Source organism: Serratia sp. PL7, from assembly GCF_945957435.1.
The window spans coordinates 319631-345197 of record NZ_CAMFLB010000004.1 but is presented as its reverse complement, the minus strand read 5'-3'; the positions used below and the strand labels follow the sequence as shown (position 1 = coordinate 345197).

The 25567-nt window shown below is 60.5% G+C and carries 20 protein-coding genes and 1 riboswitch; of the genes, 12 read left to right on the top strand and 8 right to left on the bottom strand.

Annotated features, from left to right (window positions below; translation table 11 throughout):
* Positions 1-89 precede the first annotated feature (89 nt).
* The 4 genes from ilvN (N6G83_RS21810) to leuO form a co-directional block, all read right to left on the bottom strand.
* Positions 90-581: an acetolactate synthase small subunit gene (gene ilvN / locus N6G83_RS21810; protein ID WP_004932806.1), complete on the bottom strand. Its 492-nt coding sequence runs from the start codon at positions 579-581 to the stop codon at positions 90-92.
* A gap of 2 nt (positions 582-583) precedes the next feature.
* Positions 584-2302 carry an acetolactate synthase 3 large subunit gene (ilvI, locus tag N6G83_RS21805; protein WP_043135936.1) on the bottom strand — a complete coding sequence of 573 codons (1719 nt, stop codon included), beginning with the start codon at positions 2300-2302 and terminating at the stop codon, positions 584-586.
* A gap of 316 nt (positions 2303-2618) precedes the next feature.
* A complete protein-coding gene (locus N6G83_RS21800) occupies positions 2619-4427 on the bottom strand; it encodes an AMP-dependent synthetase/ligase (protein ID WP_025301561.1) in 1809 nt (602 codons plus the stop codon).
* A gap of 465 nt (positions 4428-4892) precedes the next feature.
* Complete coding sequence (gene leuO / locus N6G83_RS21795; RefSeq protein ID WP_025301560.1) at positions 4893-5840, bottom strand: transcriptional regulator LeuO; 948 nt, start codon at positions 5838-5840, stop codon at positions 4893-4895.
* Between the two features lie 872 nt (positions 5841-6712).
* Between leuO and leuA the strand changes: the two genes are divergently transcribed.
* From leuA to leuD, 4 genes are read left to right on the top strand one after another with little or no spacing between them, the layout of a single operon-like run.
* Positions 6713-8287: a 2-isopropylmalate synthase gene (gene leuA / locus N6G83_RS21790; protein WP_033641848.1), complete on the top strand. Its 1575-nt coding sequence runs from the start codon at positions 6713-6715 to the stop codon at positions 8285-8287.
* 2 nt (positions 8288-8289) lie between these two features.
* The gene (leuB, locus tag N6G83_RS21785) at positions 8290-9381 is read left to right on the top strand and encodes a 3-isopropylmalate dehydrogenase (RefSeq protein WP_025159635.1); all 1092 of its coding nucleotides are present in this window, start codon (positions 8290-8292) and stop codon (positions 9379-9381) included.
* A gap of 1 nt (position 9382) precedes the next feature.
* Complete coding sequence (gene leuC / locus N6G83_RS21780; protein WP_025301558.1) at positions 9383-10783, top strand: 3-isopropylmalate dehydratase large subunit; 1401 nt, start codon at positions 9383-9385, stop codon at positions 10781-10783.
* Positions 10784-10792: 9 nt separating this feature from the next.
* On the top strand, positions 10793-11395 hold the full coding sequence (gene leuD / locus N6G83_RS21775; RefSeq protein WP_004932829.1) for a 3-isopropylmalate dehydratase small subunit: 603 nt from the start codon (positions 10793-10795) through the stop codon (positions 11393-11395).
* Between the two features lie 37 nt (positions 11396-11432).
* Here the strand turns inward: leuD and N6G83_RS21770 are convergent, their stop codons facing one another.
* The 3 genes from N6G83_RS21770 to sgrT form a co-directional block, all read right to left on the bottom strand.
* On the bottom strand, positions 11433-12905 hold the full coding sequence (locus N6G83_RS21770) for a DASS family sodium-coupled anion symporter (RefSeq protein WP_025301557.1): 1473 nt from the start codon (positions 12903-12905) through the stop codon (positions 11433-11435).
* A 144-nt stretch (positions 12906-13049) separates the two neighbouring features.
* Positions 13050-14246: a sugar efflux transporter gene (locus N6G83_RS21765; protein WP_060434222.1), complete on the bottom strand. Its 1197-nt coding sequence runs from the start codon at positions 14244-14246 to the stop codon at positions 13050-13052.
* Positions 14247-14400: 154 nt separating this feature from the next.
* On the bottom strand, positions 14401-14574 hold the full coding sequence (gene sgrT / locus N6G83_RS21760; protein ID WP_071826098.1) for a glucose uptake inhibitor SgrT: 174 nt from the start codon (positions 14572-14574) through the stop codon (positions 14401-14403).
* A gap of 90 nt (positions 14575-14664) precedes the next feature.
* On the opposite strand from sgrT, the gene sgrR reads away from it, so the two are divergent.
* The 7 genes from sgrR (at position 14665) to ilvN (N6G83_RS21725) (ending at position 22106) form a co-directional block, all read left to right on the top strand.
* Positions 14665-16326, top strand: a complete 1662-nt coding sequence (gene sgrR, locus N6G83_RS21755) for an HTH-type transcriptional regulator SgrR (protein ID WP_043135953.1) — start codon at positions 14665-14667, stop codon at positions 16324-16326.
* A 37-nt stretch (positions 16327-16363) separates the two neighbouring features.
* A riboswitch (TPP riboswitch) is annotated at positions 16364-16483 on the top strand.
* A gap of 57 nt (positions 16484-16540) precedes the next feature.
* Positions 16541-17527 (top strand): thiamine ABC transporter substrate binding subunit, encoded by a 987-nt coding sequence (gene thiB / locus N6G83_RS21750; protein WP_197821730.1) that lies wholly within the window; start codon positions 16541-16543, stop codon positions 17525-17527.
* Positions 17503-19110, top strand: coding sequence for a thiamine/thiamine pyrophosphate ABC transporter permease ThiP (gene thiP, locus N6G83_RS21745; protein ID WP_260515852.1), 1608 nt, complete (start codon positions 17503-17505; stop codon positions 19108-19110). Before thiB ends, thiP begins: the two co-directional genes overlap by 25 nt.
* Entirely contained in the window at positions 19097-19801 is a 705-nt protein-coding gene (gene thiQ / locus N6G83_RS21740; protein ID WP_025301552.1) for a thiamine ABC transporter ATP-binding protein ThiQ, read from the top strand. The genes thiP and thiQ overlap by 14 nt, the downstream gene beginning before the upstream one ends.
* Positions 19802-19889: 88 nt before the next feature.
* The gene (gene ivbL / locus N6G83_RS21735; protein WP_154747116.1) at positions 19890-20003 is read left to right on the top strand and encodes an ilvB operon leader peptide IvbL; all 114 of its coding nucleotides are present in this window, start codon (positions 19890-19892) and stop codon (positions 20001-20003) included.
* Between the two features lie 111 nt (positions 20004-20114).
* On the top strand, positions 20115-21809 hold the full coding sequence (gene ilvB, locus N6G83_RS21730; protein ID WP_260515855.1) for an acetolactate synthase large subunit: 1695 nt from the start codon (positions 20115-20117) through the stop codon (positions 21807-21809).
* Positions 21810-21812: 3 nt separating this feature from the next.
* A complete protein-coding gene (gene ilvN / locus N6G83_RS21725; RefSeq protein WP_016929110.1) occupies positions 21813-22106 on the top strand; it encodes an acetolactate synthase small subunit in 294 nt (97 codons plus the stop codon).
* 26 nt (positions 22107-22132) lie between these two features.
* Here the strand turns inward: ilvN (N6G83_RS21725) and N6G83_RS21720 are convergent, their stop codons facing one another.
* Complete coding sequence (locus N6G83_RS21720; RefSeq protein WP_049294821.1) at positions 22133-22903, bottom strand: DedA family protein; 771 nt, start codon at positions 22901-22903, stop codon at positions 22133-22135.
* Between the two features lie 214 nt (positions 22904-23117).
* Between N6G83_RS21720 and N6G83_RS21715 the strand changes: the two genes are divergently transcribed.
* Entirely contained in the window at positions 23118-25484 is a 2367-nt protein-coding gene (locus tag N6G83_RS21715; protein ID WP_260515856.1) for a DNA polymerase II, read from the top strand.
* The last annotated feature ends 83 nt before the right edge of the window (positions 25485-25567 follow it).

Here is a 25567-nt window from a genome sequence, read left to right as displayed (position 1 = left end):
CCGAAAGGTGCCAGCAATTGGGCAAAAAAATGCCGAAAAACAAAGGGCGCAGCCATGCCGCGCCCCGATTATTCGCCACTAAACCGCGCTCAGCGCATGATTTTGTCGCCGCGCGACACGCCGACCACGCCGGAACGCGCCACTTCCACAATCTCCGCCACTTCACGCACCGCGCTCAGGAAGGCGTCGAGCTTGTCGCTGGTGCCGGCCAGCTGTACCGTGTACAGCGTCGCCGTCACATCGACGATCTGGCCGCGGAAAATGTCGGCGCAGCGTTTCACCTCTTCACGGCCATAACCGCTGGCCTGCAGCTTCACCAGCATGATCTCGCGCTCGACGTGAGCGCCTTGCACCAGCTCGCTGACGCGCAGCACGTCCACCAGCTTGTGCAGCTGTTTCTCAATCTGCTCCAGCACTTTCTCGTCGCCGACGGTCTGGATAGTCATGCGCGACAGCGTCGGATCGTCGGTCGGCGCCACCGTCAGGCTTTCAATGTTATAACCGCGCTGGGAGAACAGCCCGACCACGCGCGACAAGGCGCCGGATTCGTTTTCCAGCAAGACAGATAAAATACGGCGCATGATCAGGTCCTCTCCGTTTTGCTAAGCCACATTTCGTCCATGCTTCCGCCGCGGATCTGCATCGGGTAAACATGTTCGGTTTCATCGACGGTCACGTCGACGAACACCAGCCGCTCTTTTTCCGCCAGCGCCTGCGCCAGCTTACTTTCCAGCTCATCCGGCGTGCGGATGGCGATGCCGACATGGCCGTAAGCCTCGGCCAGCTTGACGAAGTCCGGCAGCGAATCCATGTAAGACTGCGAATGGCGGCCGGAATAAATCATGTCCTGCCACTGCTTCACCATGCCCAGATAACGGTTATTGAGGTTCACCACCACCACCGGCAGGTTATATTGCAGCGCAGTGGACAGCTCCTGAATATTCATCTGAATGCTGCCGTCGCCGGTCACGCACACCACGGTTTCTTCCGGCAGCGCCAGCTTGACGCCCAATGCCGCCGGCAGGCCGAAGCCCATGGTGCCGAGGCCGCCGGAGTTGATCCAGCGGCGCGGTTTGTCGAACGGATAATAGAGCGCGGCGAACATCTGGTGCTGGCCCACGTCCGAGGTGACGTAGGCGTCGCCTTTGGTCAGGCGGTGCAGGGTTTCGATCACCGCCTGCGGCTTGATGGTGCCGCTGTGCTTGTCGTAACCCAGGCAGTCGCGGGCACGCCACTGCTCGATAGACTGCCACCAGTCGCGCAGCGCATCGTGATCCTGCGCTTTCTCATCCTGCGCCAGCAGCTCCAGCATTTGAACCAACACCTGCTTGGCATCGCCGACGATCGGAATATCGGCGTCCACCGTTTTGGAGATCGAAGTCGGATCGATATCAATGTGCAGCACGGTGGCGTCCGGGCAGTATTTAGCCAGATTGTTGGTGGTGCGATCGTCGAAGCGCACGCCTACGGCGAAGATCACGTCGGCATGGTGCATGGTTTTGTTGGCTTCATAGGTTCCGTGCATGCCGAGCATACCGACGCTCTGACGATGGGTGCCGGGGAAAGCGCCCAATCCCATCAGGCTGCTGGTTACCGGCAGGTTCAGCTGCTCCGCCAACGACAGTAATTCAGCTTCACAACCGGCGTTGATCGCGCCGCCGCCGACGTACATCACCGGCTTTTTGGCCGCCAGAATGGTTTGTAACGCGCGTTTGATCTGCCCGCGGTGGCCCTGCACCGTCGGGTTATAAGAACGCATGCTCACGTCCTGCGGGTAGGCATAAGGCATCCGCACCGCCGGACCGACAATATCTTTCGGCAGATCGATCACTACCGGGCCGGGGCGGCCGCTGGAGGCCAGGTAAAAGGCCTTCTTCAACACCGCCGGGATGTCTTCGGTGCGTTTTACCAGGAAGCTGTGCTTCACCACCGGACGCGAAATCCCCACCATATCGCACTCCTGGAAGGCGTCGTAGCCGATCAGCGAGCTGGGCACTTGTCCCGACAGCACCACCATCGGGATCGAATCCATATAGGCGGTGGCAATACCGGTAATGGCATTGGTGGCGCCGGGGCCGGAGGTCACCAACACCACGCCCACTTCACCGGTGGCGCGCGCGTAACCGTCGGCCATGTGCACCGCACCTTGCTCGTGGCGCACCAGAATATGATCGATCCCTCCGACCGTATGCAGGGCGTCGTAGATATCGAGCACCGCCCCGCCGGGATAGCCGAATACATGCTTAACGCCCTGATCGATCAACGATCGGACGACCATCTCGGCTCCTGACAACATCTCCATGGGTTTGCCTCCAGGCTTGCTTATTCTTCTCTGGCGCCGGAACGTAGCGCCTGCTGCGGGGCAATGCCCCTAAATTTTTATGGGTTGTCGCTATCGAATTAACATAACGTCAGAAGATGGGGCAGGCAAACGGCAAAATGGCTTAACGGCGGCGGGGTTATTGCCAAGCGGCTGGAGATCGCGGCTTTATAAAAACAATGCGCTAGCCCCAGAGGCGTCAGGCTAGGCATTGTTTCGAACAGAGGGAAAATTACAGAACTAAATCAGGCGAGGTATATGCCGTTTTTTTCGCCGGACGCGCGATCCGGCGGCAGCGTCAAGCCTGTTCCTGGTACATTGAGTCGATTTCACGCTGATAGCGCTGCAGGATCACTTTGCGGCGCAGCTTCAGCGTTGGCGTCAGCTCTCCCAGCTCCATGGAAAAGGCCGCCGGCAGCAGAGTGAACTTCTTCACCTGTTCGAAGCGCGCCAGCTCCTTTTGCATCTCGCGCAGACGCTTTTCGAACATCTCGAGAATTTCACCGTTGCGCAGCAGTTCCAGACGATCTTGGTACTTCAGGTTGACTGACTTCGCGTACTCTTCCAGCGACTCAAAGCACGGCACGATCAGCGCGGAAACGAACTTGCGCGCATCGGCGATGATCGCCACCTGTTCGATAAAACGGTCCTGCGCCAGCGTACCTTCCAGCATCTGCGGCGCGATGTATTTGCCGCCGGAGGTTTTCATCAAATCCTTCAGGCGCTCGGTGATGAACAGATTGCCCTCTTCATCGATCGCCCCGGCATCGCCGGTTTTCAGCCAGCCGTCTGCGGTAAAGGTCGCGGCGGTTTCCAATGGCTTGTTGAAATAGCCGCGCATCACGATCGGCCCTCGCACCTGGATTTCATTTTCTTCACCGATGCGCACCTCGACCTCCGGCAGCGGTTTGCCGATGGAGCCGAAACGGAAATGCCCCTCTTCCCAACAGGAGACGGTCGCACAGGTTTCGGTCATGCCGTAGCCGTACTTGATGTTGACGCCCATCGCCTGGAAGAACAGGATCACATTGTCATCCAGCTTGGCACCCGCCGCCGGTAGAAAGCGCACCCGGCCGCCGAGGATACCGCGCAGCTTGCTCAATACCAGCTTGTCGGCCCAGCGATGGGAGAGTTCGAACAGTTTGCCCAACGGTTTGCCGGCCCGCTCCTGCAGGAACTTGCGCTCCCCGCAGACGATCGCCCAGTGGAACAGCGCGCGGCGCAGCCAAGGGGCCCGCGCCACTTTTTCATGCACCGCGCTGAAAATCTTCTCGTAGAAACGCGGTACCGCGCACATCAGCGTCGGGCGGACCTGCCCCATCGCTTCCCGCACCCAGTCGGTGTTCGGCAGGAAGACGTTCTGCGCGCCGGAATGCATCACAAAGAAGCTCCAGGCACGCTCGAACACGTGCGACAGCGGCAGGAAACTGAGCGACACATCTTCTTCGCCGACCGTCAGCCTTTCATCATGCAGGTAGAGCTGCGCCGCCAGATTGCGGTAGTCCAGCATCACCCCCTTAGGCTCACCGGTGGTGCCCGAGGTATAGATCAGGGTGAAGAGATCCTGAAGGTCGCACTCTTCAATGCGCTGCCGACGTTGAACGATAAAAGCCGCCGGATCGGCGGCACGCTCGAAGGCGCTCAGATGCTGTGCGATCTCGCAGCCGCGCAGATCGGCATCCTCGTCAAACACGATAATATGGCGCAGCTGTGGGCAAACGCCGCGCAGCGCGATGGCGGCGTCAAGCTGCGCCTGCTCGCCGACGAACAGTATACGGATGTCGGCGTCGTTGATGACAAATGCCGCCTGCGCCGGCGTATTGGTGGAATACAGCGGCACGCTGACGCCGCGCAGATGCAGGATAGCGAGATCGGCCAACGACCAGGCTATGCCGTTATTGGCGAATATACCTATGCGCTCTTGCACTTCGGCCCCAAGGGCCAACAGCCCGGCGGCAATGCGATCGATGCGGGTGGCAGCCTCTCCCCAGGTCAGTTGAAACTCGCCGTTGGGCGACCATTGGCGAAAAGCTGTGCGATCGGCTCGATGGGTGATTTGATGCTGTATACGATGGATAAGATGGTATTGCAGCAGATTAGTGATCATAGTGCTCTAAGCCTGAAATGAATCATACAGTTAAGCCTGAACGACGCCTTGCGGCCCTCATCTCAGCTTACACGTGTTTACTTTTTTCCGCGCAGTCTACCTACTCTCAGGCAGAGGGAAAAGTGATTTCAGCGTAGAAGTGTGAGCCAAAACTCAGGCCGGCTTTTGTGCTTTCATGGGTTGGACAGAACGGGAAGGAAAAGGTTGGGTGGCAGCAATAAAACGCGGCCCATCCGGGCCGCCGCATCGAATTAGTTTAAAATACCAGCCGAAAAGTAAAAATCAGAATATTAATTTATATTAATTATTTTTGGTAAACGAACCAACCCACCCTGAAAATAAGTTATTTTATCGCCGCAAAACCAAGAAACATCTTAATAAAAACCCAGATAGTTCTTAGCTTTTATCATGAGAAAAAAACGCTCAGTTGAATATTATTTTTGTATGACCCCATTTTTTATCGCGTTACTTTGGGTTACCGGCCTCAATCAGAACGGATTTCATCCACTGGTGGCCTTTATCCCGCTCGGAGGATTCATGCCAGGAGAGATAGCAAGTGGCTTTATTATCGTTGCCACATAAAGGAACCGACTTTATTTTCAACGCTTCCGTCTGTTGCCGCACCAGCCAGGCGGGCGCAATCGCCACCATGTCCGTTTGCGACACCATATTCAACACGCTGTAGAGATCCGTGCACTGTTGTGTCACGGTGCGCAGCATCGGTTCCTCTAAATAAAAAGGTTTACTGAAAGAACCAAAACTTTCCAGAGAAACTGCCGCGTGCTGTTCGGCCAACATTTTCTCCGGCGTCACCTCCTCCCCTATTCGCGGGTGCGCCTGCGCGACCGCCAGCACTAATTCGTCGTCGAACATTGCCAGGCTGCGAAACTCCGCCGACTCGAAACGGCTGTAGCCGATGACAAACTCGACGTCCTGATAACGCAATTGATGTTCGATATTATTGTTAATGTATGACTTTATTTGCAGGTTAAGCTGCGGCGCGATCTGTTTGACGTGATTGATTATTCCGGCGCCCAGACGTAAATCGAGCGGGCTGCACAGCGACAAGGAGAACGCTCGCGTGCTGGTCAGCGGCTCAAACTCAGATCCCGGCAACTCATTTTGCACCAGCTGCAGCGCTTGCCGCACCGGCCCGAACAGCTGCCTGGCGCGCATAGTGGGCTGGATCCCGCGCCCGCAGCGCACAAACAGTTCATCGTTGAACATCACCTTCAGGCGCGCCACCGCGTTACTCACCGCCGGCTGCGACATCCCCAACGAATTAGCGGCTCGCGTAATATTTTGCATTTGCATCACGGCGTCAAACACCGTCAGCAAATTAAGATCGACGCTGCGCAAATGGATGTCCGCCGGCTCTTTGACCATGGCGATTTCTGAATCATATTCAGCCATATTTCACTCCACTAAATCCTGTGTAGATAATCTAATCCTTATGCTCGAAAAACAATGAAACGCCGCATTGTCTTATCTTTGCACGACAAATCCTGCTATTACCGTCATGAGCCGATAAAAAACCTCGTGTTATCGACACGATATAAGTCGTATATGGAATGCATGTCAGTCACTTATCCCGTCAGCAGGAAGAATGCTACCTGGGTGGTACCAACAATTAGGTATTAACAATGATTAATACAATTAAACAACGTAACCGCACTGTATGAGACAAACTATAAAAACACATCATAAGCAATCAAACCATCTAAAAACACCGCTCACTTTGTGTAAAATCGCATTATTTTGTTATATTATGACTAAAACAATCAATTAATCATATGAATCCAATTTCAATCATTTGAATTAAAAATGTTATTTTGTTGCCTCCCGTGATTAATCTCTCTTAATTTTCATCACAAATCTTAACCCAACAAAATCCAGAAGCAATTAGCGCAGTCTCTATTCGATTCGTTTATGCTAAGCAACGCGCAAACTGCGCCCCACTTTTTCTCTAGAGCACCGCATTTTTACCGAATGTTCCTCTGTTTGGCCACTTAGCCGGTGCATTGTCCCCGCATTCAATCAGGTGTTGACATCGCCAGGCCAATCACGTATCAAATTAGGCAGACACCCAATTTAAGAGAAGCTGAACCCTTATGATCCGTACCCACCGTCTACTAGGCCTACTACTCAACGCATCTTGTTTGCGCGGTATGCCTGTGGATGAAGTTCGGAGCTGATTCAGCCGATCACCCATAAGAAACCCGCGCTACTGCGCGGGTTTTTTTTTGCCCGCTTAGCGTGAAATCAACACGATAAGGAATGCACCGATGAGCCAACAAGTCATTATTTTCGATACCACGCTGCGTGACGGCGAACAGGCATTGCAGGCCAGCCTGAGCGTAAAAGAGAAGATTCAGATTGCGCTGGCGCTGGAAAGAATGGGCGTTGACGTGATGGAAGTCGGCTTCCCGGTCTCTTCGCCGGGCGACTTCGAATCGGTGCAAACCATCGCGCGCCAGATCAAGAACAGTCGCGTCTGCGGCCTGGCCCGCTGCGTGGACAAAGACATCGACGTGGCCGCCGAAGCGCTGCGCGTCGCCGAAGCGTTCCGCATCCACGTGTTCCTGGCCACCTCCACCCTGCATATCGAATCGAAGCTGAAGCGCTCGTTCGACGAAGTGTTGGAGATGGCGGTGCGCTCGGTCAAACGCGCCCGCAACTACACCGACGACGTAGAGTTCTCCTGTGAAGACGCCGGCCGCACGCCGATCGACAATCTGTGCCGCGTGGTCGAAGCCGCCATCAACGCCGGCGCCACCACCATCAATATTCCGGACACCGTCGGCTACACCACGCCGAACCAGTTCGGCGGCATCATCACCACCTTGTATGACCGCGTGCCGAACATCGACAAAGCCATCATTTCCGTACACTGCCACGACGATTTGGGCATGGCGGTCGGCAACTCCATTGCCGCGGTCCAGGCCGGCGCCCGTCAGGTGGAAGGCACCCTGAACGGCATCGGTGAGCGCGCCGGCAACTGTTCACTGGAAGAGGTGATCATGGCGATTAAAGTGCGTCAGGACATCATGAACGTGCACACCAACATCAATCATCAGGAAATCTTCCGCACCAGCCAGATCGTCAGCCAGCTGTGCAACATGCCGATTCCGGCCAACAAGGCGATCGTCGGCGCCAACGCCTTCGCCCATTCCTCCGGCATTCACCAGGACGGCGTGCTGAAGAACCGCGAAAACTACGAAATCATGACCCCGCAGTCGATCGGCCTGAAGGACGTGCAGTTGAACCTGACCTCCCGCTCCGGCCGCGCGGCGGTGAAACACCGCATGGAAGAGATGGGCTACCAGGAGCAGGACTACAACCTGGATACCCTGTATGCCGCCTTCCTGAAGCTGGCCGACAAAAAAGGCCAGGTGTTCGACTATGACCTGGAGGCGCTGGCCTTCATCAATAAACAGCAGGAAGAGCCGGAGCACTTCAGCCTGGGCTACTTCAGCGTGCAGTCCGGCAGCAGCATCATGGCCACCGCCTCGGTGAAACTGATCTGCGGCGGCGAAGAGAAAGCCGAAGCCGCCACCGGCAACGGCCCGGTCGATGCGGTCTATCAGGCGATCAATCGCATCACCGATTACCCGATCGAGCTGGTGAAGTACCAGTTGACCGCCAAGGGCCATGGCCGCGACGCGCTGGGCCAGGTGGATATCGTCGTCTCTTACAACGGCCGCCGCTTCCACGGCGTAGGCCTGGCGACCGACATCGTCGAATCCTCTGCCAAGGCAATGGTGCACGTGTTGAACAATATTTGGCGCTCACAGCAGGTAGAAAAAGAAAAGCAGCGCCTGCAGCAAAACAAACATCAAAATAATCAGGAAACGGTGTGAACATGACGAAGACTTATCACATTGCCGTCTTGCCCGGAGACGGCATCGGCCCGGAAGTAATGGCTCAGGCGCGCAAAGTATTGGACGCGGTGCGTCAACGCTTTGATATTCGCATCACCACCGCCGAGTACGACGTCGGCGGCATCGCCATCGATCGCCACGGCAGCCCGTTGCCGGCGGCGACCGTCGCCGGCTGCGAGCAGGCCGACGCCATCCTGTTCGGCTCGGTGGGCGGCCCGAAATGGGAACACCTACCGCCGGCCGAGCAGCCGGAACGCGGCGCGCTGTTGCCGCTGCGCAAGCACTTCAAACTGTTCAGCAACCTGCGCCCGGCCCGCCTGTATCAAGGGCTGGAGGCATTCTGCCCGCTGCGCGCCGACATCGCCGCCCGCGGCTTCGACATTCTGTGCGTGCGCGAACTGACCGGTGGCATCTACTTCGGCCAACCGAAGGGCCGCGAAGGCCAGGGCATGCAGGAGCGCGCTTTCGATACCGAGGTGTATCACCGTTTCGAGATTGAACGCATCGCACGCATCGCCTTCGAATCCGCCCGCAAGCGCCGCCACAAGGTGACGTCGATCGACAAGGCCAACGTACTGCAAAGCTCCATCCTGTGGCGTGAAGTGGTCAATCAGGTTGCCAAGGATTACCCGGACGTGTCGCTGTCGCACATGTATATCGACAACGCCACCATGCAGCTGATCAAGGATCCGTCCCAATTCGACGTGCTGCTGTGCTCCAACCTGTTCGGCGACATCCTGTCCGACGAATGCGCGATGATCACCGGCTCGATGGGCATGTTGCCATCCGCCAGCCTGAACGAGCAAGGCTTCGGCCTGTACGAGCCGGCGGGCGGTTCCGCGCCGGATATTGCAGGCAAAGGCATCGCCAACCCAATTGCGCAGATCCTGTCCGCCACCCTGCTGCTGCGTTACAGCCTGGGCGCCGATGAAGCGGCCGACGCCGTGGAGCGCGCCATCAACCAGGCGTTGGAACAGGGCTACCGCACCGCCGATCTGGCCGGTGACGGCAAAGCCGTCAGCACCGATGAAATGGGCGACATCATCGCTCGCTTTGTAGCTCAGGGGGCATAACATGGCCAAGACCTTATATCAGAAGCTGTACGACGCCCACGTGGTATACGAAGCGCCGAACGAAACGCCGTTGCTGTATATCGACCGTCACCTGGTGCACGAAGTCACCTCGCCGCAGGCGTTCGACGGCCTGCGCGCCATGGGCCGCAAGGTACGCCAGCCCGGCAAAACCTTCGCCACCATGGATCACAACGTGTCGACCCAGACCAAAGACATCAACGCCAGCGGCGAGATGGCACGTATCCAGATGCAGGAGTTGATCAAGAACTGCGCGGAATTCGGCGTTTCGTTGTATGACCTGAATCACCCCTTCCAGGGCATCGTGCACGTGATCGGGCCTGAGCAAGGCATGACGCTGCCGGGCATGACCATCGTCTGCGGCGACTCGCACACCGCCACCCACGGCGCTTTCGGCTCGCTGGCGTTCGGCATCGGCACCTCCGAAGTGGAACATGTGCTGGCGACCCAAACCCTGAAGCAGGGCCGGGCCAAAACCATGAAGATTGAAGTCACCGGCGACGCCGCCGAGGGCATCACCGCCAAAGACATCGTGCTGGCGGTGATCGGCAAAACCGGCAGCGCCGGCGGCACCGGCCACGTGGTGGAGTTCTGCGGCAAAGCGATCGAAGCGTTGAGCATGGAAGGCCGCATGACCCTGTGCAACATGGCGATCGAAATGGGCGCCAAAGCCGGCTTAGTGGCGCCGGACGACACCACCTTCGCCTACCTGAAAGGGCGCCAGTTCGCGCCAACCGGCGAAAACTGGGAGCAGGCGGTCGCTTACTGGCGCACGTTGAAGTCCGACGCCGACGCCCAGTTCGATACCGTGGTGACGCTGCGCGCCGAAGAGATCGCACCGCAGGTCACCTGGGGCACCAACCCCGGCCAGGTGATCGCCGTCAATCAGGCGATCCCGGCGCCGGAATCGTTCAACGATCCGGTCGAGCGCGCCTCCGCCGAGAAAGCGCTGGCCTACATGGATTTGAAACCGGGCATCAAATTGACCGACGTGCCGATCGACAAAGTGTTCATCGGCTCCTGCACCAACTCACGCATCGAAGATCTGCGCGCGGCGGCGGCGATCGCCAAGGGGCGCAAGGTCGCCAGCGGCGTGCAGGCCATCGTGGTGCCGGGATCCGGCCCGGTGAAGGCCCAGGCGGAAGCCGAAGGGTTGGACAAAATCTTTATCGAAGCCGGTTTCGAATGGCGTTTGCCGGGTTGCTCAATGTGTCTGGCAATGAACAACGACCGTCTGAATCCGGGCGAGCGCTGCGCATCCACCAGCAACCGTAATTTCGAAGGGCGTCAGGGCCGCGGTGGGCGCACCCACCTGGTCAGCCCGGCGATGGCCGCCGCGGCCGCCGTCGCCGGTCACTTCGCCGACATCCGTGATATTCACTAAGGGGCTAACGTGGCTAAATTTACTCAACATACCGGCTTAGTGGTGCCTTTGGATGCGGCCAACGTCGACACCGACGCCATTATTCCCAAGCAGTTCTTACAGAAGGTCACCCGCACCGGTTTCGGCCAGCATCTGTTCAACGACTGGCGCTTCCTCGACGATGCCGGCCAGCAACCGAACCCGGCGTTCGTGCTGAACAAACCGCGCTATAAAGGTGCCAGCATCCTGTTGGCGCGGGAGAACTTCGGCTGCGGCTCCTCGCGCGAACACGCCCCTTGGGCGCTGACCGACTACGGGTTCAAAGTGGTGATCGCGCCGAGCTTCGCCGATATCTTCTACGGCAACTCATTTAACAACCAGCTGTTGCCGGTAACGCTGAGCGAGCAGCAGGTGGATGAGCTGTTCAAACTGGTAGACGCCAACGAAGGGACGGAGTTCGTGGTGGATCTGGAGAACCAGACGGTCAACGCCGGCGGCAAAAGCTATCCGTTCGAAATCGACAGCTTCCGCCGCCACTGCATGATCAACGGGCTGGACAGCATCGGCCTGACGCTGCAGCACGAAGCGGACATCTCCCGCTACGAAGCGCAGCAGCCGGCGTTTCTGAATTAATCCCCTTCACCCGCCGCCCGGCGGGTGAATTTTTTCCTCACCAGTAGCCCAGCAGCTTCCACCACGCCCCGCCGATCAGCATCCAGATCAGCAGGTTAACCACACTCATCACCCATCCCGCTTTCCACCATTCTCCCAGCGTCACATAGCCGGAGCCAAAGATGATCGGCGCGGTGCCGGTGCCGTAATGCGTCAGCGACATCATCAGCGAAGAAGAAAACGCCAGGATCAGGCCCAGCAGCGCCGGTGGCGCGCCAAGCGCGATGCCGGCGGCGAAGAAGGCGGCGAACATCGCCGTCACGTGTGCGGTGGTGCTGGCGAAGAAATAGTGCGAATACAAGTAGATGAGAGTCAGCAAGATCGTACCGCCCACCCAGCTCATACCCATATGGTCAATGCCGTTGCCCACGGTCTGCGACAGCCAGCCGATCAGCCCCAGCTTGCCGAGGAAACTGGCCATCATCACCAGCGCCGAGAACCACACCACGGTGTCCCAGGCCCCTTTATGCTTCAGCACATCCTCCCAGCTCAGCACGCCAGTGGCCAGCAACACCGCCAGGCCGATCAGCGCCGCGGTGGTGGGATTGACCGCCAGCGCCGGGCCGAAGATCATCGCCGGAATGCCGGCCCACAGTATCAGCAACAGCGCGAACACCCCGAGGGTAATTTTTTCCGGCAGCGTCACCGGCCCCAACGCCTGCAGTTTTTCGCGCGCGAAGCGCGGCGCGTCCGGGGTGCTTTTCACCTCCGGCGGATACAGCAGGTAGATGACCAGCGGCATCACGAGCAGCGAACACAGCCCAGGTACCAGGGCGGCAATCGCCCACATCGACCAGGACAGCTCGAAGCTGCCATGGGTGCCTTTGGCGATCAGGCTGACGATCAACGGGTTAGGCGCAGTGGCGGTGATAAACATCGCCGAGGTGACCGGGTTGATGTTGTAGTTCACCAGCGACAGGTAGCGGCCGATCTTGCCGGAGGTATTGAGCTCCGGTTTTGAACCGAAACTGTCGGCGATCGATTTCATGATCGGGTGAATGATGCCGCCGCCGCGCGCGGTGTTGCTCGGCGTCACCGGCGCCAGCGTGGTTTCCGCCAGCGTCAGCGCATAGGCGATGCCCAGCGTTTTTTTGCCGAACAGCGAAATAAAATAGTAGCCGATGCGCGCGCCCAGCCCGGTTTTGTTCAGGCTGAGGGAGATCATGATCGAAAAGCCGATCAGCCAGATCAGCTGGTTGGAAAAACCGCTGAGCGCATCGTCCAGCGCGGCCCCCGGCTTGCCGGGATTAGTGACGCCGGTCACCGCCACCAGGGCGATGGCGATCACCGAGACCGCGCCAATCGGCATCGCTTTGCCGATAATGGCGATGATGGTGCCGATAAACAGCGCCAGCAGCTGCCAGGCGTTGGGCGCAACGCCCTCCGGCACGGGAATGAGGAACCAGATAATCAGCGTGGCGGCGAGGGCGCACAGGGAAGGAAGCGGTTTGAGCGGTGTGAGTTTATCCATAACGTTCCCACTGTTCTAAACAACAAGGCGGCATCTCAATAGCGAGACGGGCGTGGGCGCAACGATCGCGCTCCATATGCCTTCAGCTTGGGCGTCCGCTTCAGCCTTCTCAATGACTTGCATCAAGAATGCCGTCGTTTAACCTCACACTTCACGCACTTTGGCGCTCATCCCGAGCGCCGCCAGCGCCAACAGCGCCGCCATCCAATACACCGAGCCATGACCGAGGTTCTCCACCAGCGCGCCCTGCAGCACCCCGGCCAGGATCACCCCGGTCGAGATGCTGTTGGTGAACAGCGTGGTGGCGGCGCCCGGTCGGCCCGGCATCAAATCCTGAAAATAGAGCATGCCGATACCGGCGACGATACCGATAAACACCGCGTTGAGCAGCTGCAGCGCGATCAGGGCCGGCTTGCTCTCCAGTACCGTCAGCCCGAGGTAAAACAGCACGCCTGCCACCACCGCCAGCAGCATCATGTTGCGCTTGCCGAAACGTTTGACGTAGTAACCGGCCAGCAGCATCGCCGGGATCTCCAGCCCGGCGGCGGTGCCCATCAACACCCCGGCCAACCCTTCCGGCAGGCCGAGATCGGCGGTGATATACAGCGGCATATCGATGATATACAAGGTGTTGCAGGTCCACATCAGCATTGAGGCGATGAACAGCAGCCGCACGTCGCGATTGCGCCAGGCACTGGCGGGCGCGATCGGCGCAGACACCCCACCCTGCAGCCCCTCATTTTCCGCCGCGCGCGGCACCGAAGGCAGCATAAACCCCACCAGCAGCACGCAAACCGCGAAGGTGGCGGCGGCGATCAGGAACATCACGGTGAATCCGTAGTTCAGCGCCAACGCAAACGACAGCGGCGGGCCGATCACCCACGCCAGCGAAAGCTGGGCGCGCATCACCGAGCTGAACATCACCACTTCACGCGCCTCGCTATCGGCATATTCCCGCGCCAGCGCGAAGATCTGCGGCATGGCGGTGTTGGCAACGGCGGACATCAGCACCCCGGCGGTGATCAGCGTCAGGTAGTCGCGGTTAAAGGCGAACAACAGGCAGTTACCGACCGCCATCAGGCAGCACAGCAGGATCAGCCTGCGGCGATCGCCGCGGGTGTCGGAACGTTTGGCCAGCAGGAAGCTGACGACGATGCCGGCCACCGCGTTGGCGGTGTAAAACAGCCCGACCCACAGCGGCCGCACCTTAACTTCGGTGGTCAGAAACAGGCTGAGCGTCGGCGTCAGCAATGCGCCGGCGATGCCGGAGAGAAAAGCGATCAGTAGGAATGCGGCAAAGATGGGGTTAATGCGCAGTGACAACCGGCTCAGGCGTTGCATATCGTCTTCCCTGACCTCAAAGCAGAAGAAAGAACCTTAGGCCACGGCAAGAAAAATGCAAGCGCATCGCCATGTCCATGCATAAAAAAACCAGTGGGTTGCCCCACTGGCTGGTGAAACAGCACCATTACTCAGAAACTTGTTGCCGCAGCCCCTACAGGTGCTCGCGATATTGCTTATCGGTCATCTCTTTGATGTCCCATTGCGTCAGGTGTGCCAGCATCGCCAGCCGCGCCTGTTCGGGCACCACGCTCAGCCAGTCGGCGCGTTGACGGCGCACCGCGCTGAAATAGCGCTGATAGAACTGTTTGGATAAGAAAGCTTTCATGATTACGCCCTCCCCTTTCATTGATGAAAATTATCGGCGTAATATAGGGAAAGAAAAATTGACGAGTTGAGGCGGGAGCGTTCCTCTTTTATGTCCACGTCCAGATTGCAGCAACAGTTCATCCGCCTGTGGCAGCGCTGCCACGGTGAAACCACCGACACCACCCTGCAGGATCTGGCGGAGGTGCTCAGCTGCTCGCGGCGCCACGTGCGCTCCCTGCTGAGCGCCATGCAGCGGGAAGGCTGGCTCACCTGGCAGGCGGAGTCGGGGCGCGGCAAGCGTTCACGGTTAACCTTCCACTACACCGGCCTGGCGCTGCAGCAACAGCGGGCCGAGGAGCTGTTGGAACAGGATCGCATCGATCAGTTGGTGCAGCTGGTGGGCGACAAAAACGTGGTGCGCCAAATGCTGCTGTCGCAGCTGGGGCGCAGCTTCCGCCAGGGTAAACACATCCTGCGGGTGCTCTACTACCGGCAGTTGTACAACCTGCTGCCCGGCTCGGCGCTGCGGCGTTCGGAAACCCATTTGGCGCGCCAGATCTTCAACGGCCTGACGCGCATAAATGAGGAAAACGGGGAACTGGAGTCCGATCTGTCCCACCATTGGCAGGCGCTGACGCCCTTGCACTGGCGGTTTTACCTGCGCCCGGCGATCCATTTTCATCACGGCCGCGAGCTGGAGATGGCAGACGTCATCACTTCCCTCTCGCGTCTGACCTCGCAACCGCTGTTCTCACATATCGAAAGCGTCACCTCGCCGACGCCGTTCGTTATCGACGTGCATTTGCGCAGCCCCGACCACTGGCTACCCTGGCTGCTGGGCAGCGTGCAGGCCATGATCCTGCCGCGCGAATGGCGCGAACTGCCGGACTTTGCCCGCCATCCGGTCGGCACCGGCCCCTACCGCGTGGTGCGCAATCTTCCCAGCCAGATGAAGATCCACGCCTTCGACGACTATTTCGGCTACCGGGCGCTGATCGACGAGGTGAACATCTGGGTGCTGCCGGAGTTCTCCGAAGAGCTGGTGCACTCCGGCGTGCAGCTGCAGGGCGATGAAACCGGCAAAAACGAACTGGAAAGCCGACTGGAAGAGGGCTGTTATTTCTTGCTGTTCGATCAGCGTTCCCCGCTGGCCGCCGACCCCGCCATTCGCAGCTGGCTGTGCGAATTGATCAACCCCATTTCATTGCTGAGCCACGCCGGGCCGCTCTACCAGCGCTATTGGTCGCCGGCATACGGCCTGCTGCCGCGCTGGCACCACAACCGCACGCTGGCGCAGCAACCCAAACCGGCGGGGCTGACTGAACTGACGATGACCCACTTCAATGAGCATTCGGAGTTTCACGCCATTCGCCAGGCGATCGAACCGCTGTTGGCGCAGCACGGCATCCGCCTGATCGTACAAAGCGTGGATTACGCCACCTGGCACCAGGGCGACGCGCGCAGCGATCTGTGGCTCGGCAGCGCCAACTTCTATCTGCCGCTGGAGTTTTCGCTGTTCGCCACGCTGTACGAACTGCCGCTGATGCAGCACTGCATGAACGAGGATCTGGCGCAGGACGCGGAGTTATGGCGCGCCAACCGCTTGCCGCTGGCGGAGTTTTGCCAGCGGCTAGTCAGCAACCACCAGCTACATCCTCTGTTCCACCACTGGCTGCAGCTGCACGGCCAGCGCAGCATGCGCGGCGTGCGAATGAACACCCTCGGCTGGTTCGACTTCAAGTCAGCCTGGTTTGCCCCGCCGGAGGCATAAGCGCCTTTCGCCCGGGTCGGTTAATCTTTACAATAGCGCCGTCTCAACGGGGTGCGGTGAGTCGGGCCGTGTGCATAAGCCCGATTTTCCGCTGAGAGCACACCCGTCGAACCTGATCCGGTCAATACCGGCGGAGGGATTTGAGCCCAGCGAACCGGCGACGCCGCCTCGCCCCCTCAGATACCCTTGCCCCCTTATTTTTCAGGAGTGCAACGTGGTCAAAAAATATCTGCCCTGCTTATTGCTGCTGTGCGCCGCGCCGGTGTTCGCCAAGCCGACGCTGACGGTTTACACCTACGATTCCTTTGCCGCCGACTGGGGCCCTGGCCCGGCGGTAAAAAAAGCCTTCGAAGCCGAGTGCGACTGTGAGCTGAAGTTCGTGGCGCTGGAAGACGGCGTCTCACTGCTCAACCGCCTTCGCATGGAAGGCAAGAACAGCGCCGCCGACGTGGTGCTGGGGCTGGACAACAACCTGTTGCAGGCGGCGCAGCAAACCGGCCTGTTCGCGCCGAGCGGCGTCGACACCGCCAAACTGACGGTGCCGGGCGGCTGGCAGGATACGACCTTCGTGCCTTACGACTACGGGTACTTCGCCTTCGTCTACAACAAAGAAAAACTGAAGAACCCGCCGAAAAGCCTGCAGGAGCTGGTCAGCGGCGACCGCGACTGGAAGGTGATTTACGAAGATCCGCGCACCAGCACGCCGGGGCTCGGCCTGCTGCTGTGGATGCAAAAAGTGTATGGCGACAAGGCGCCGGCCGCCTGGCAGCAGTTGGCGAAGAAGACCGTCACCGTCACCAAAGGCTGGAGCGAGGCCTACGGCCTGTTCCTGAAAGGAGAAGGCGATCTGGTGCTCAGCTACACCACCTCTCCCGCCTACCACCTGATCGAAGAGAAAAAAGACCTTTACGCCGCCGCCACGTTCAGCGAAGGCCACTACCTGCAGGTGGAAGTGGCCGGCAAGCTGAAAGCCGCCAAACAGCCTGAGCTGGCCGAGCGTTTCATGCGGTTCATGGTGACGCCGGCATTCCAGAACACCATCCCGACCGGCAACTGGATGTACCCGGTGATCAACACCCCGCTGCCCGTCGGTTTTGAGCAGATGAACGTGCCGCATACCGCGCTGCAATACAGCGCCGAAGAGGTGGCCACACAACGCGGCGGCTGGATCCGGGCATGGCAAACCGCCGTCAGCCGCTGATCCCCCGCTGGCTCTGGCCGGGGCTGCTGGCCGCCGGGCTGATCCTGCTGGTCGCCGCACTGGCGATGGGCTCGCTGTGGCGCCATGCGCCGGACAGCGACTGGCGCGGCCTGTGGCAGGAAAGCTACCTGTGGCACGTGGTGCGCTTCACCTTCTGGCAGGCGCTGCTGTCAGCGCTGATTTCGGTGCTGCCCGCCGTTCTGCTGGCGCGCGCGCTCTATCGCCGCCGTTTCCCCGGCCGGCAGCTGTTGCTGCGGCTGTGCGCCATGACGCTGGTACTGCCGGTGTTGGTGGCGGTGTTCGGCCTGCTCAGCGTCTATGGGCGCCAGGGCTGGCTGGCGACGCTGTGCGGCTGGCTGGGCGTCGAATATGGCTTCTCGCCCTACGGGCTGCAGGGCATTCTGCTGGCGCACCTGTTCTTTAACCTGCCACTGGCCGCCCGCCTGTTGCTGCAGGCGCTGGAGAACATTCCGGTGGAGCAGCGCCAACTGGCCGCCCAACTGGGTATGAGCGGCTGGCAGCAGTTCCGCTTCGTCGAATGGCCGGCGCTGCGCCGCCAGATCCTGCCGAGCGGCGCGTTGATCTTCATGCTGTGTTTCGCCAGCTTCGCCACCGTGCTGTCGCTGGGCGGCGGACCGCAGGCCACCACCATCGAACTGGCGATCTACCAGGCGCTGAGTTACGACTACGATCTGGGCCGCGCCGCCATGCTGGCGCTGATCCAGTTAAGCTGTTGTCTGGGGCTGGTGTTGATCAGCCAGCGCCTGAGCCAGGCGCTGCCGGTGGGCCATACCCACGCCCAGCGCTGGCGCAACCCGGAAGACAGCCGGTGGCGGCGCATCAGCGATTTTCTGCTGATCGCCGCCGCGCTGTTGCTGCTGCTGCCGCCTCTGCTGGCGGTGATCGCCGACGGCGCCAATCAGGCTATCATCAGCGTACTGCGCCAGCCGGTGCTGTGGCAGGCGCTGTTCACGTCGCTGCGCATCGCCCTTGGTGCCGGAGCGCTGTGCGTGGCGCTCACGATGATGCTGCTGTGGAGCAGCCGCGAGCTGAAGCTGCGACAGCAACTGCGCGGCGGCCAGGCGCTGGAGCTGAGCGGCATGGTGATCCTGGCGATGCCGGGCATCGTGCTGGCCACCGGCTTCTTCCTGCTGCTGAGCGATACGATTGGGCTGCCGCAGTCGCCCTATGCGCTGGTGATCCTCACCAATGCGCTGATGGCGGTACCCTATGCGCTGAAGGTGTTGGAGAACCCGATGCGCGACCTCGCCGAACGTTACAACCCGCTGTGCCTGTCGCTGGATATCCGCGGCTGGCAGCGGCTGCGGCTGATCGAACTGCGCGCGCTGCGCCGCCCGCTGGCGCAGGCGCTGGCCTTCGCCTGCGTGCTGTCGATCGGCGATTTCGGCGTGGTCGCCTTGTTTGGCAATGAGCATTTCCGTACCCTGCCTTTTTACCTGTATCAGCAGATTGGCGCCTACCGCAGCAACGACGGGGCGGTGACCGCGCTGCTGCTGCTGCTGCTGTGCTTCCTGCTGTTTACCCTGATCGAACGCTTACCGGGGCGCCATGCTGACGCTTGAAAAACTGACCTACCTGTATGAACACCTGCCGATGCGCTTTGATCTGCGCATCCAGCCGGGCGAGCGCGTCGCGGTGCTCGGCCCCAGCGGCGCCGGTAAAAGCACCCTGCTGAGCCTGATCGCCGGTTTTCTGCCGGCGGCCAGCGGCCGGCTGCTGCTGAACGGCGAAGATCATACCGCCACGCCGCCGGCCAAACGGCCGGTGTCGATGCTGTTTCAGGAGAACAACCTGTTCGCGCACCTGACGGTGGCGCAGAACATCGGGCTGGGATTGGATCCCGGCCTGCGCCTGACTGAACAACAGCGCCAACAGCGGGCGCATATCGCCCGTCAGGTCGGCCTGGAGGAGCACCTGGAGCGCCTGCCGTCGCAGCTTTCCGGCGGCCAGCGTCAGCGCGCCGCGCTGGCGCGCTGTTTGATTCGCCAACGGCCGATCCTGCTGCTCGACGAGCCCTTCTCGGCGCTCGATCCGGCGCTGCGCAACGAGATGTTGCAGCTGCTGCAGACGGTGTGCGAACAGCGTAATCTGACGCTGCTGATGGTGTCGCACAATCTCGACGACGCCGCACGCATCGCACCGCGCACGCTGCTGGTGGTCGACGGCCGCATCTACTACGACGGCCCGACGCAGGCCCTGCTGGACGGCAGCGCACCGGAAGCGCGCGTGCTGGGCATTTCGGGTAAAGCGTGATCTGACGCGCGTTTTTTATGCTGCGCCAATAAACCTGTTGTGCGAATTTTGCGCCTGTGTTTTTATAAAAACCTGACTTTTTTTACTGATGATAAGGTTCCCTGTGATCGCATCCTCGCTGACTTCGACCCTACTAGTTACCGCGCTACCAGCCGCGGTGGTCGTCGTGCGTGTGGTGGTGGTCGTCGGCAATGCGCCGTAGGGTCCGAATCAACGCATCGATTCCCAAACCCCGCCGGCGCAAACCGGGCGGGGTTTCTTGTTTTAGCACCCTGCCCAGCAAAGCTCACCGGCCTTGAGAAAGGACAGGAACATGGCAACTTCGGGCACGCCTCAACCGAGTACCCGCTTCACCGGCGCACAATTGATCGTTCATTTGCTGGAGCGTCAGGGCATCACCACCGTCGCCGGCATCCCCGGCGGTGCGGCGCTGCCGCTGTATGACGCGCTGAGCCAAAGCACCCGCATTCACCACGTGCTGGCGCGCCACGAACAGGGCGCGGGCTTTATGGCGCAAGGCATGGCGCGCGCCAACGGCAAGGCGGCGGTGTGCATCGCCTCCAGCGGGCCGGGCGCCACCAACCTGGTCACCGCTATCGCCGACGCCAAGCTCGACTCCATTCCGCTGGTGTGCATCACCGGTCAGGTGCCCTCCTCGATGATCGGCACTGACGCCTTTCAGGAAGTGGATACCTACGGCATTTCCATTCCGATCACCAAGCACAACCATCTGGTACGCGATATCCGCGAGCTGCCGCAGGTGATTGGCGACGCGTTCCGCATCGCCGAGTCCGGCCGCCCCGGCCCGGTCTGGATCGATGTGCCGAAAGACGTGCAAACCGCCACCATTACCCTGGAAGAGCTGCCGCCGATCGCCGTGCCGGACGCCGCTCCGAGCTTCGATCCGGCGCAGGTTTCTCAGGCCGCCACGATGATCAATCAGGCGAAACGCCCGATCCTCTACCTGGGCGGCGGCATCATCTGCGCCGACGCTCACCGCCAGGCGGTGGAACTGGCCGAGCGCGCCGGTCTGCCTACCACCATGACGCTGATGGCGCTGGGCGCGATGCCGGTGGAACACCCGCTGTCGCTGGGCATGCTGGGCATGCACGCGGCGCGCAGCACCAACTTCATTCTGCAGGAGGCCGATCTGCTGATCGTGCTGGGCGCACGCTTCGACGATCGGGCAATCGGCAAAACCGAGCAGTTCTGCCCTAACGCCGCCATCATTCACGTGGATATCGACCGCGCCGAGCTGGGCAAGGTCAAACAGGCCAACGTGGCAATCCATGCCGACGTCGGCCAGGTGCTGGAACAGCTGCTGCCGCAGATCGACACGCAGCCACGCAGCGCATGGCTGAACACCGTCAACGACCTGAAACGCGAATTCCCGTTCAACATGCCGAACGCCGACGATCCGCTGAGCCATTACGGCCTGGTGCTGGCCGCCTCGCGCTGCGTGGACGACAGCGCCATCATCACCACCGACGTGGGCCAGCATCAGATGTGGGTAGCGCAGGCCTATCCGCTGAGCCGGCCGCGCCAGTGGCTGACGTCGGGCGGCCTGGGCACCATGGGCTTCGGTCTGCCGGCGGCGATCGGCGCGGCGTTGGCAGAGCCCGAGCGCAAAGTACTGTGCTTCTCCGGCGACGGCAGCCTGATGATGAACATTCAGGAAATGGCCACCGCGGTCGAGCACGATTTGGACGTGAAAATCATTTTGATGAACAACCAGGCATTGGGGCTGGTGCACCAGCAGCAAACCCTGTTCTACCAACAGCGCATCTTCGCCGCCGCCTATCCGAAGCGTACCGACTTCCTGAAAATCGCCGCCGGATTCGGGCTGGATACCTGCGATCTGAATGCTGCGGAAGATCCGCAGGCGGCGCTGGCCGAGGCGATCCAGCGCCCAGGCCCTTGCCTGATCCACGCGCTGATCGATATCAACGAAAAAGTATTCCCGATGGTGCCGCCGGGCGCCGCCAACATCGACATGATTGGAGAATAAGCCATGCTGCAACCACAAGATAAACCCCAGGTGATCCTGGAGCTGGCCGTGCGCAACCATCCCGGCGTCATGTCGCACGTTTGTGGGTTGTTCGCCCGCCGCGCGTTCAACGTCGAAGGCATTCTGTGTCTGCCGCTGAAGGACGGCCAGCAGAGCCGCATTTGGCTATTGGTCGCCGACGATCAGCGGCTGGAGCAAATGATAAGCCAGGTAGAAAAGCTGGAAGACGTGCTGCAGGTGAAGCGCCACAGCGAAGACGTGCGGGTATTTGAACAGCTGGAAGCCTTCTTCCAGTGATACGAAGGGGGCTTACGCCCCCGCAATCATTGCCCGGCCAGCACTTTCCACAGCAGGTGCCGGTACACCGGCATCAGCGGCTGTTGGCTCAGCAGATAGCCGACCGCCAACGCCGCCAGCCAACTCAATCCGCACACCACGCGCAGCCGCAGCGGCGTCAGCCAACGGCTCAGCCGATCGGCGTTGCGCTTGCCCTCACGCCACCAGCGCCAGCTCAGCCACACCGCCAGCCAGAGGGTAAGCGCCACAGCGAGCAGCAACCACTTGAACATCGCGCTGTTGGCGCCGGCGGGGATATCGATCGCCACCCCCGCCAGAATGCCGGGGAAGAAATAGACCGGCGGCCAGGTCAGGCAACCGATGATGTTCGGCAACGCAAACTTGTACGGCGGCAAATCGAGCATGCCGGCCACCATCGGCACCAGCGGGCGCGTCGGGCCAACGAAGCGACCGATCAAAATGGTCGCCATGCTGTGCTGGTGCAAGGCATGTTCGGTTTTGTCGAGCAATGCTTTGTTCTTTTTCAGGAACGACCAGCGGTGCAAGGGCCCCTTAAAAGCGCGGCCGACGAAATAGGAGATCCAGTCGCCGAGCAGGCAGCCGACGATGCCCGCCGCCCAGGCGTAGTAAAAATCCACCTTGCCGCTGCCGATCAGCGCACCGATGCTGGCCATCATCACCGTGCCGGGCAGCAGCAGCCCCACCAGCGCTAGCGACTCGAGAAAAGCGACCAGCAGAACGACCATCAGGGTGAAAGCCAGTGACTGGGTGATCAAATCTTGTAAATAGGCTTCCATTACACCTCTGCGGATTATTCGGACCAAACGGGGCGGAGGATTTTCCAGCGCCGCCGCTGGCGAGTCAATCGATGAATTGTATGCGTATTTGGCAACGCGCGCGGCGATGGACAATCACTGTATAAAAACCCATACTATAATATATCTATATTAGCGCCAAAACCGACATCACGCTGAACGTCGCGCACGCCGCCCGGTGGAAAACGAAGGGGTTATGACAGCACTGCAACAGGGGTTCCTGCTCACTCGCCACTGGCGCGACACGCCCGCCGGCACCGAGGTCGAATTTTGGCTGGCGACCGACGCAGGCCCGCGCCAACTGCGCTTGCCGCCGCAGACCTCGGTGGCGTTTATCCCCGCCGAACAAAGGCAGCGCGCGGAACTGCTGCTGCGTGAAGAGCGGCAGGTGGAACTGAAACCGCTGGCACTGACGGATTTTCATCACCGCCCGATGCTGGGGCTGTACTGCCGCCAGCACCGTCAGCTCATCAAGCTGGAAAAGCTGCTGCGGGAAGGCGGCGTTGCGGTCTATGAAGCCGACATTCGCCCGCCCGAGCGCTACCTGATGGAACGCTTCATTACCGCGCCGGTGTGGTTCAACGGCCAGGGCAACGGCGATGGACCGTTGCTCAGCGGCCAGATGAAGCCGGCGCCGGACTACCGCCCGGCGCTCAGGCTGGTGTCGCTGGATATCGAAACCACCGCCCACGGCGAGCTTTACTCCATCGCGCTGGAAGGCTGTGGCCAGCGGCAGGTCTACATGCTGGGGCCGGCCAACGGCGGCGATGAGCCGCTGGATTTCGATCTGGAATACTGCGCCAGCCGCCCTCAACTGCTGGAACGGCTAAACGCGTGGCTGGAGCGTCACGATCCCGACGCCATCATCGGCTGGAACCTGGTGCAGTTCGATCTGCGGGTGCTGCAAAAGCACGCCGAGCGCTACCAAATCCCGCTGCGGCTAGGGCGCGGCGGCAACCTGCTGGAATGGCGCGAGCATGGCTTCAAGCAGAATCACTTTTTCGCCGCCGCCGCCGGCCGCCTGATCATCGACGGCATCGAGGCGCTGAAATCCGCCACCTGGAATTTTCCCTCCTTCAGCCTGGAATACGTTTCGCAGGAACTGCTGGGCGAAGGCAAGGCTATCGACAACCCTTATCAGCGCATGGCGGAGATCGACCGACGCTTCGCCGAAGACAAGCCGGCGCTGGCCCGTTACAACCTGAAGGACTGCGAGCTGGTGACGCGCATCTTCGCCAAGGCCGATCTGCTCAACTTCCTGCTGGAGCGCGCCACCGTCACCGGGTTGGCGGCCGATCGCAGCGGCGGATCGGTGGCGGCCTTCAGCCACCTCTATATGCCGCGCATGCATCGCCTGGGCTTTGTTGCCCCCAACCTCGGCGAACAGCCGGAGGAGCACAGCCCCGGCGGCTTTGTGATGGACTCCCAGCCCGGCCTGTACGATTCGGTGCTGGTACTGGACTATAAAAGCCTGTACCCGTCGATCATCCGCACCTTCCTGATCGATCCGGTCGGATTGGTGGAAGGCATGCGCCACCCCAGCGACGCCGATTCGGTGCCCGGCTTTCGCAACGCCCGCTTCTCCCGCAGCAAACACTGCCTGCCGGCGATCGTCGAACAGATCTGGCAGGGGCGCGAGGCCGCCAAGCGCCAACACAACAAGCCCCTGTCGCAGGCGTTGAAGATCATCATGAACGCGCTGTACGGCGTGCTGGGATCGAGCGGCTGCCGCTTCTTCGATCCGCGGCTGGCGTCGTCGATCACCCTGCGCGGCCACGAGATCATGCGCCAAACCCGCGAGCTGATCGAAGCCGAAGGCTATCAGGTGATCTACGGCGACACCGACTCCACCTTCGTCTGGCTGAAACAGCCGCATGACGAGCAACAGGCGGCGCAGATCGGCCGGGCGCTGGTGCAACGGGTCAACACCTGGTGGCAGCAGCATCTGCAGCAGCAGTTCGGGCTGGAGAATGCGCTGGAGCTGGAGTTCGAAACCCACTATTCCCGCTTCCTGATGCCGACCATTCGCGGCGCCGAGCAGGGCAGCAAGAAACGCTACGCCGGCCTGATCGCGCGTGCCGACGGCCAGGAAGAAATGGTGTACAAAGGCCTGGAAACGGTGCGCACCGACTGGACGCCGCTGGCGCAGCAGTTCCAGCAGCAGCTCTATCAGCGCATCTTCAAACAACAGCCCTACCAGGACTATGTGCGCGACTACGTCGGCAAAACCCTGAACGGCGACTTCGACGATCAATTGGTGTACCGCAAACGGCTGCGCAGAAAGCTCGAGGACTATCAGCGCAACGTGCCGCCGCACGCCCGCGCCGCGCGCATCGCCGACGACTACAACCGCAGCCAGGGGCGGCCGCTGCAGTATCAAAACGGCGGCTGGATCAGCTACGTGATGACCGTCGCCGGGCCGGAACCGCTGGAAACCCGTCATTCGCCCATCGACTATCAGCATTACCTCGAACGCCAGCTGCAACCGGTGGCAGACGCTATACTCCCTTTCTTGCACGACGATTTCACTACGCTGGTCACCGGGCAGATGGGGCTGTTTTGAGATTGCGCCAGGTTAAGAAAAATCATCCGGTTTTGCAGGTGACGAACGCGCCGCCTTCCATTACCATAGCGCCCTTCCCAAAA

What these genes read in the sequence shown, in the direction of transcription:
- ilvN (WP_004932806.1), bottom strand. Translation starts at nt 581, where the DNA reads ATGCGCCGTATTTTATCTGTCTTGCTGGAAAACGAATCCGGCGCCTTG.
- ilvI (WP_043135936.1), bottom strand. Translation starts at nt 2,302, where the DNA reads ATGGAGATGTTGTCAGGAGCCGAGATGGTCGTCCGATCGTTGATCGAT.
- N6G83_RS21800 (WP_025301561.1), bottom strand. Translation starts at nt 4,427, where the DNA reads ATGATCACTAATCTGCTGCAATACCATCTTATCCATCGTATACAGCAT.
- leuO (WP_025301560.1), bottom strand. Translation starts at nt 5,840, where the DNA reads ATGGCTGAATATGATTCAGAAATCGCCATGGTCAAAGAGCCGGCGGAC.
- leuA (WP_033641848.1), top strand. Translation starts at nt 6,713, where the DNA reads ATGAGCCAACAAGTCATTATTTTCGATACCACGCTGCGTGACGGCGAA.
- leuB (WP_025159635.1), top strand. Translation starts at nt 8,290, where the DNA reads ATGACGAAGACTTATCACATTGCCGTCTTGCCCGGAGACGGCATCGGC.
- leuC (WP_025301558.1), top strand. Translation starts at nt 9,383, where the DNA reads ATGGCCAAGACCTTATATCAGAAGCTGTACGACGCCCACGTGGTATAC.
- N6G83_RS21770 (WP_025301557.1), bottom strand. Translation starts at nt 12,905, where the DNA reads ATGGATAAACTCACACCGCTCAAACCGCTTCCTTCCCTGTGCGCCCTC.
- N6G83_RS21765 (WP_060434222.1), bottom strand. Translation starts at nt 14,246, where the DNA reads ATGCAACGCCTGAGCCGGTTGTCACTGCGCATTAACCCCATCTTTGCC.
- sgrT (WP_071826098.1), bottom strand. Translation starts at nt 14,574, where the DNA reads ATGAAAGCTTTCTTATCCAAACAGTTCTATCAGCGCTATTTCAGCGCG.
- sgrR (WP_043135953.1), top strand. Translation starts at nt 14,665, where the DNA reads ATGTCCACGTCCAGATTGCAGCAACAGTTCATCCGCCTGTGGCAGCGC.
- thiP (WP_260515852.1), top strand. Translation starts at nt 17,503, where the DNA reads ATGGCAAACCGCCGTCAGCCGCTGATCCCCCGCTGGCTCTGGCCGGGG.
- thiQ (WP_025301552.1), top strand. Translation starts at nt 19,097, where the DNA reads ATGCTGACGCTTGAAAAACTGACCTACCTGTATGAACACCTGCCGATG.
- ivbL (WP_154747116.1), top strand. Translation starts at nt 19,890, where the DNA reads ATGATAAGGTTCCCTGTGATCGCATCCTCGCTGACTTCGACCCTACTA.
- ilvB (WP_260515855.1), top strand. Translation starts at nt 20,115, where the DNA reads ATGGCAACTTCGGGCACGCCTCAACCGAGTACCCGCTTCACCGGCGCA.
- ilvN (WP_016929110.1), top strand. Translation starts at nt 21,813, where the DNA reads ATGCTGCAACCACAAGATAAACCCCAGGTGATCCTGGAGCTGGCCGTG.
- N6G83_RS21720 (WP_049294821.1), bottom strand. Translation starts at nt 22,903, where the DNA reads ATGGAAGCCTATTTACAAGATTTGATCACCCAGTCACTGGCTTTCACC.
- N6G83_RS21715 (WP_260515856.1), top strand. Translation starts at nt 23,118, where the DNA reads ATGACAGCACTGCAACAGGGGTTCCTGCTCACTCGCCACTGGCGCGAC.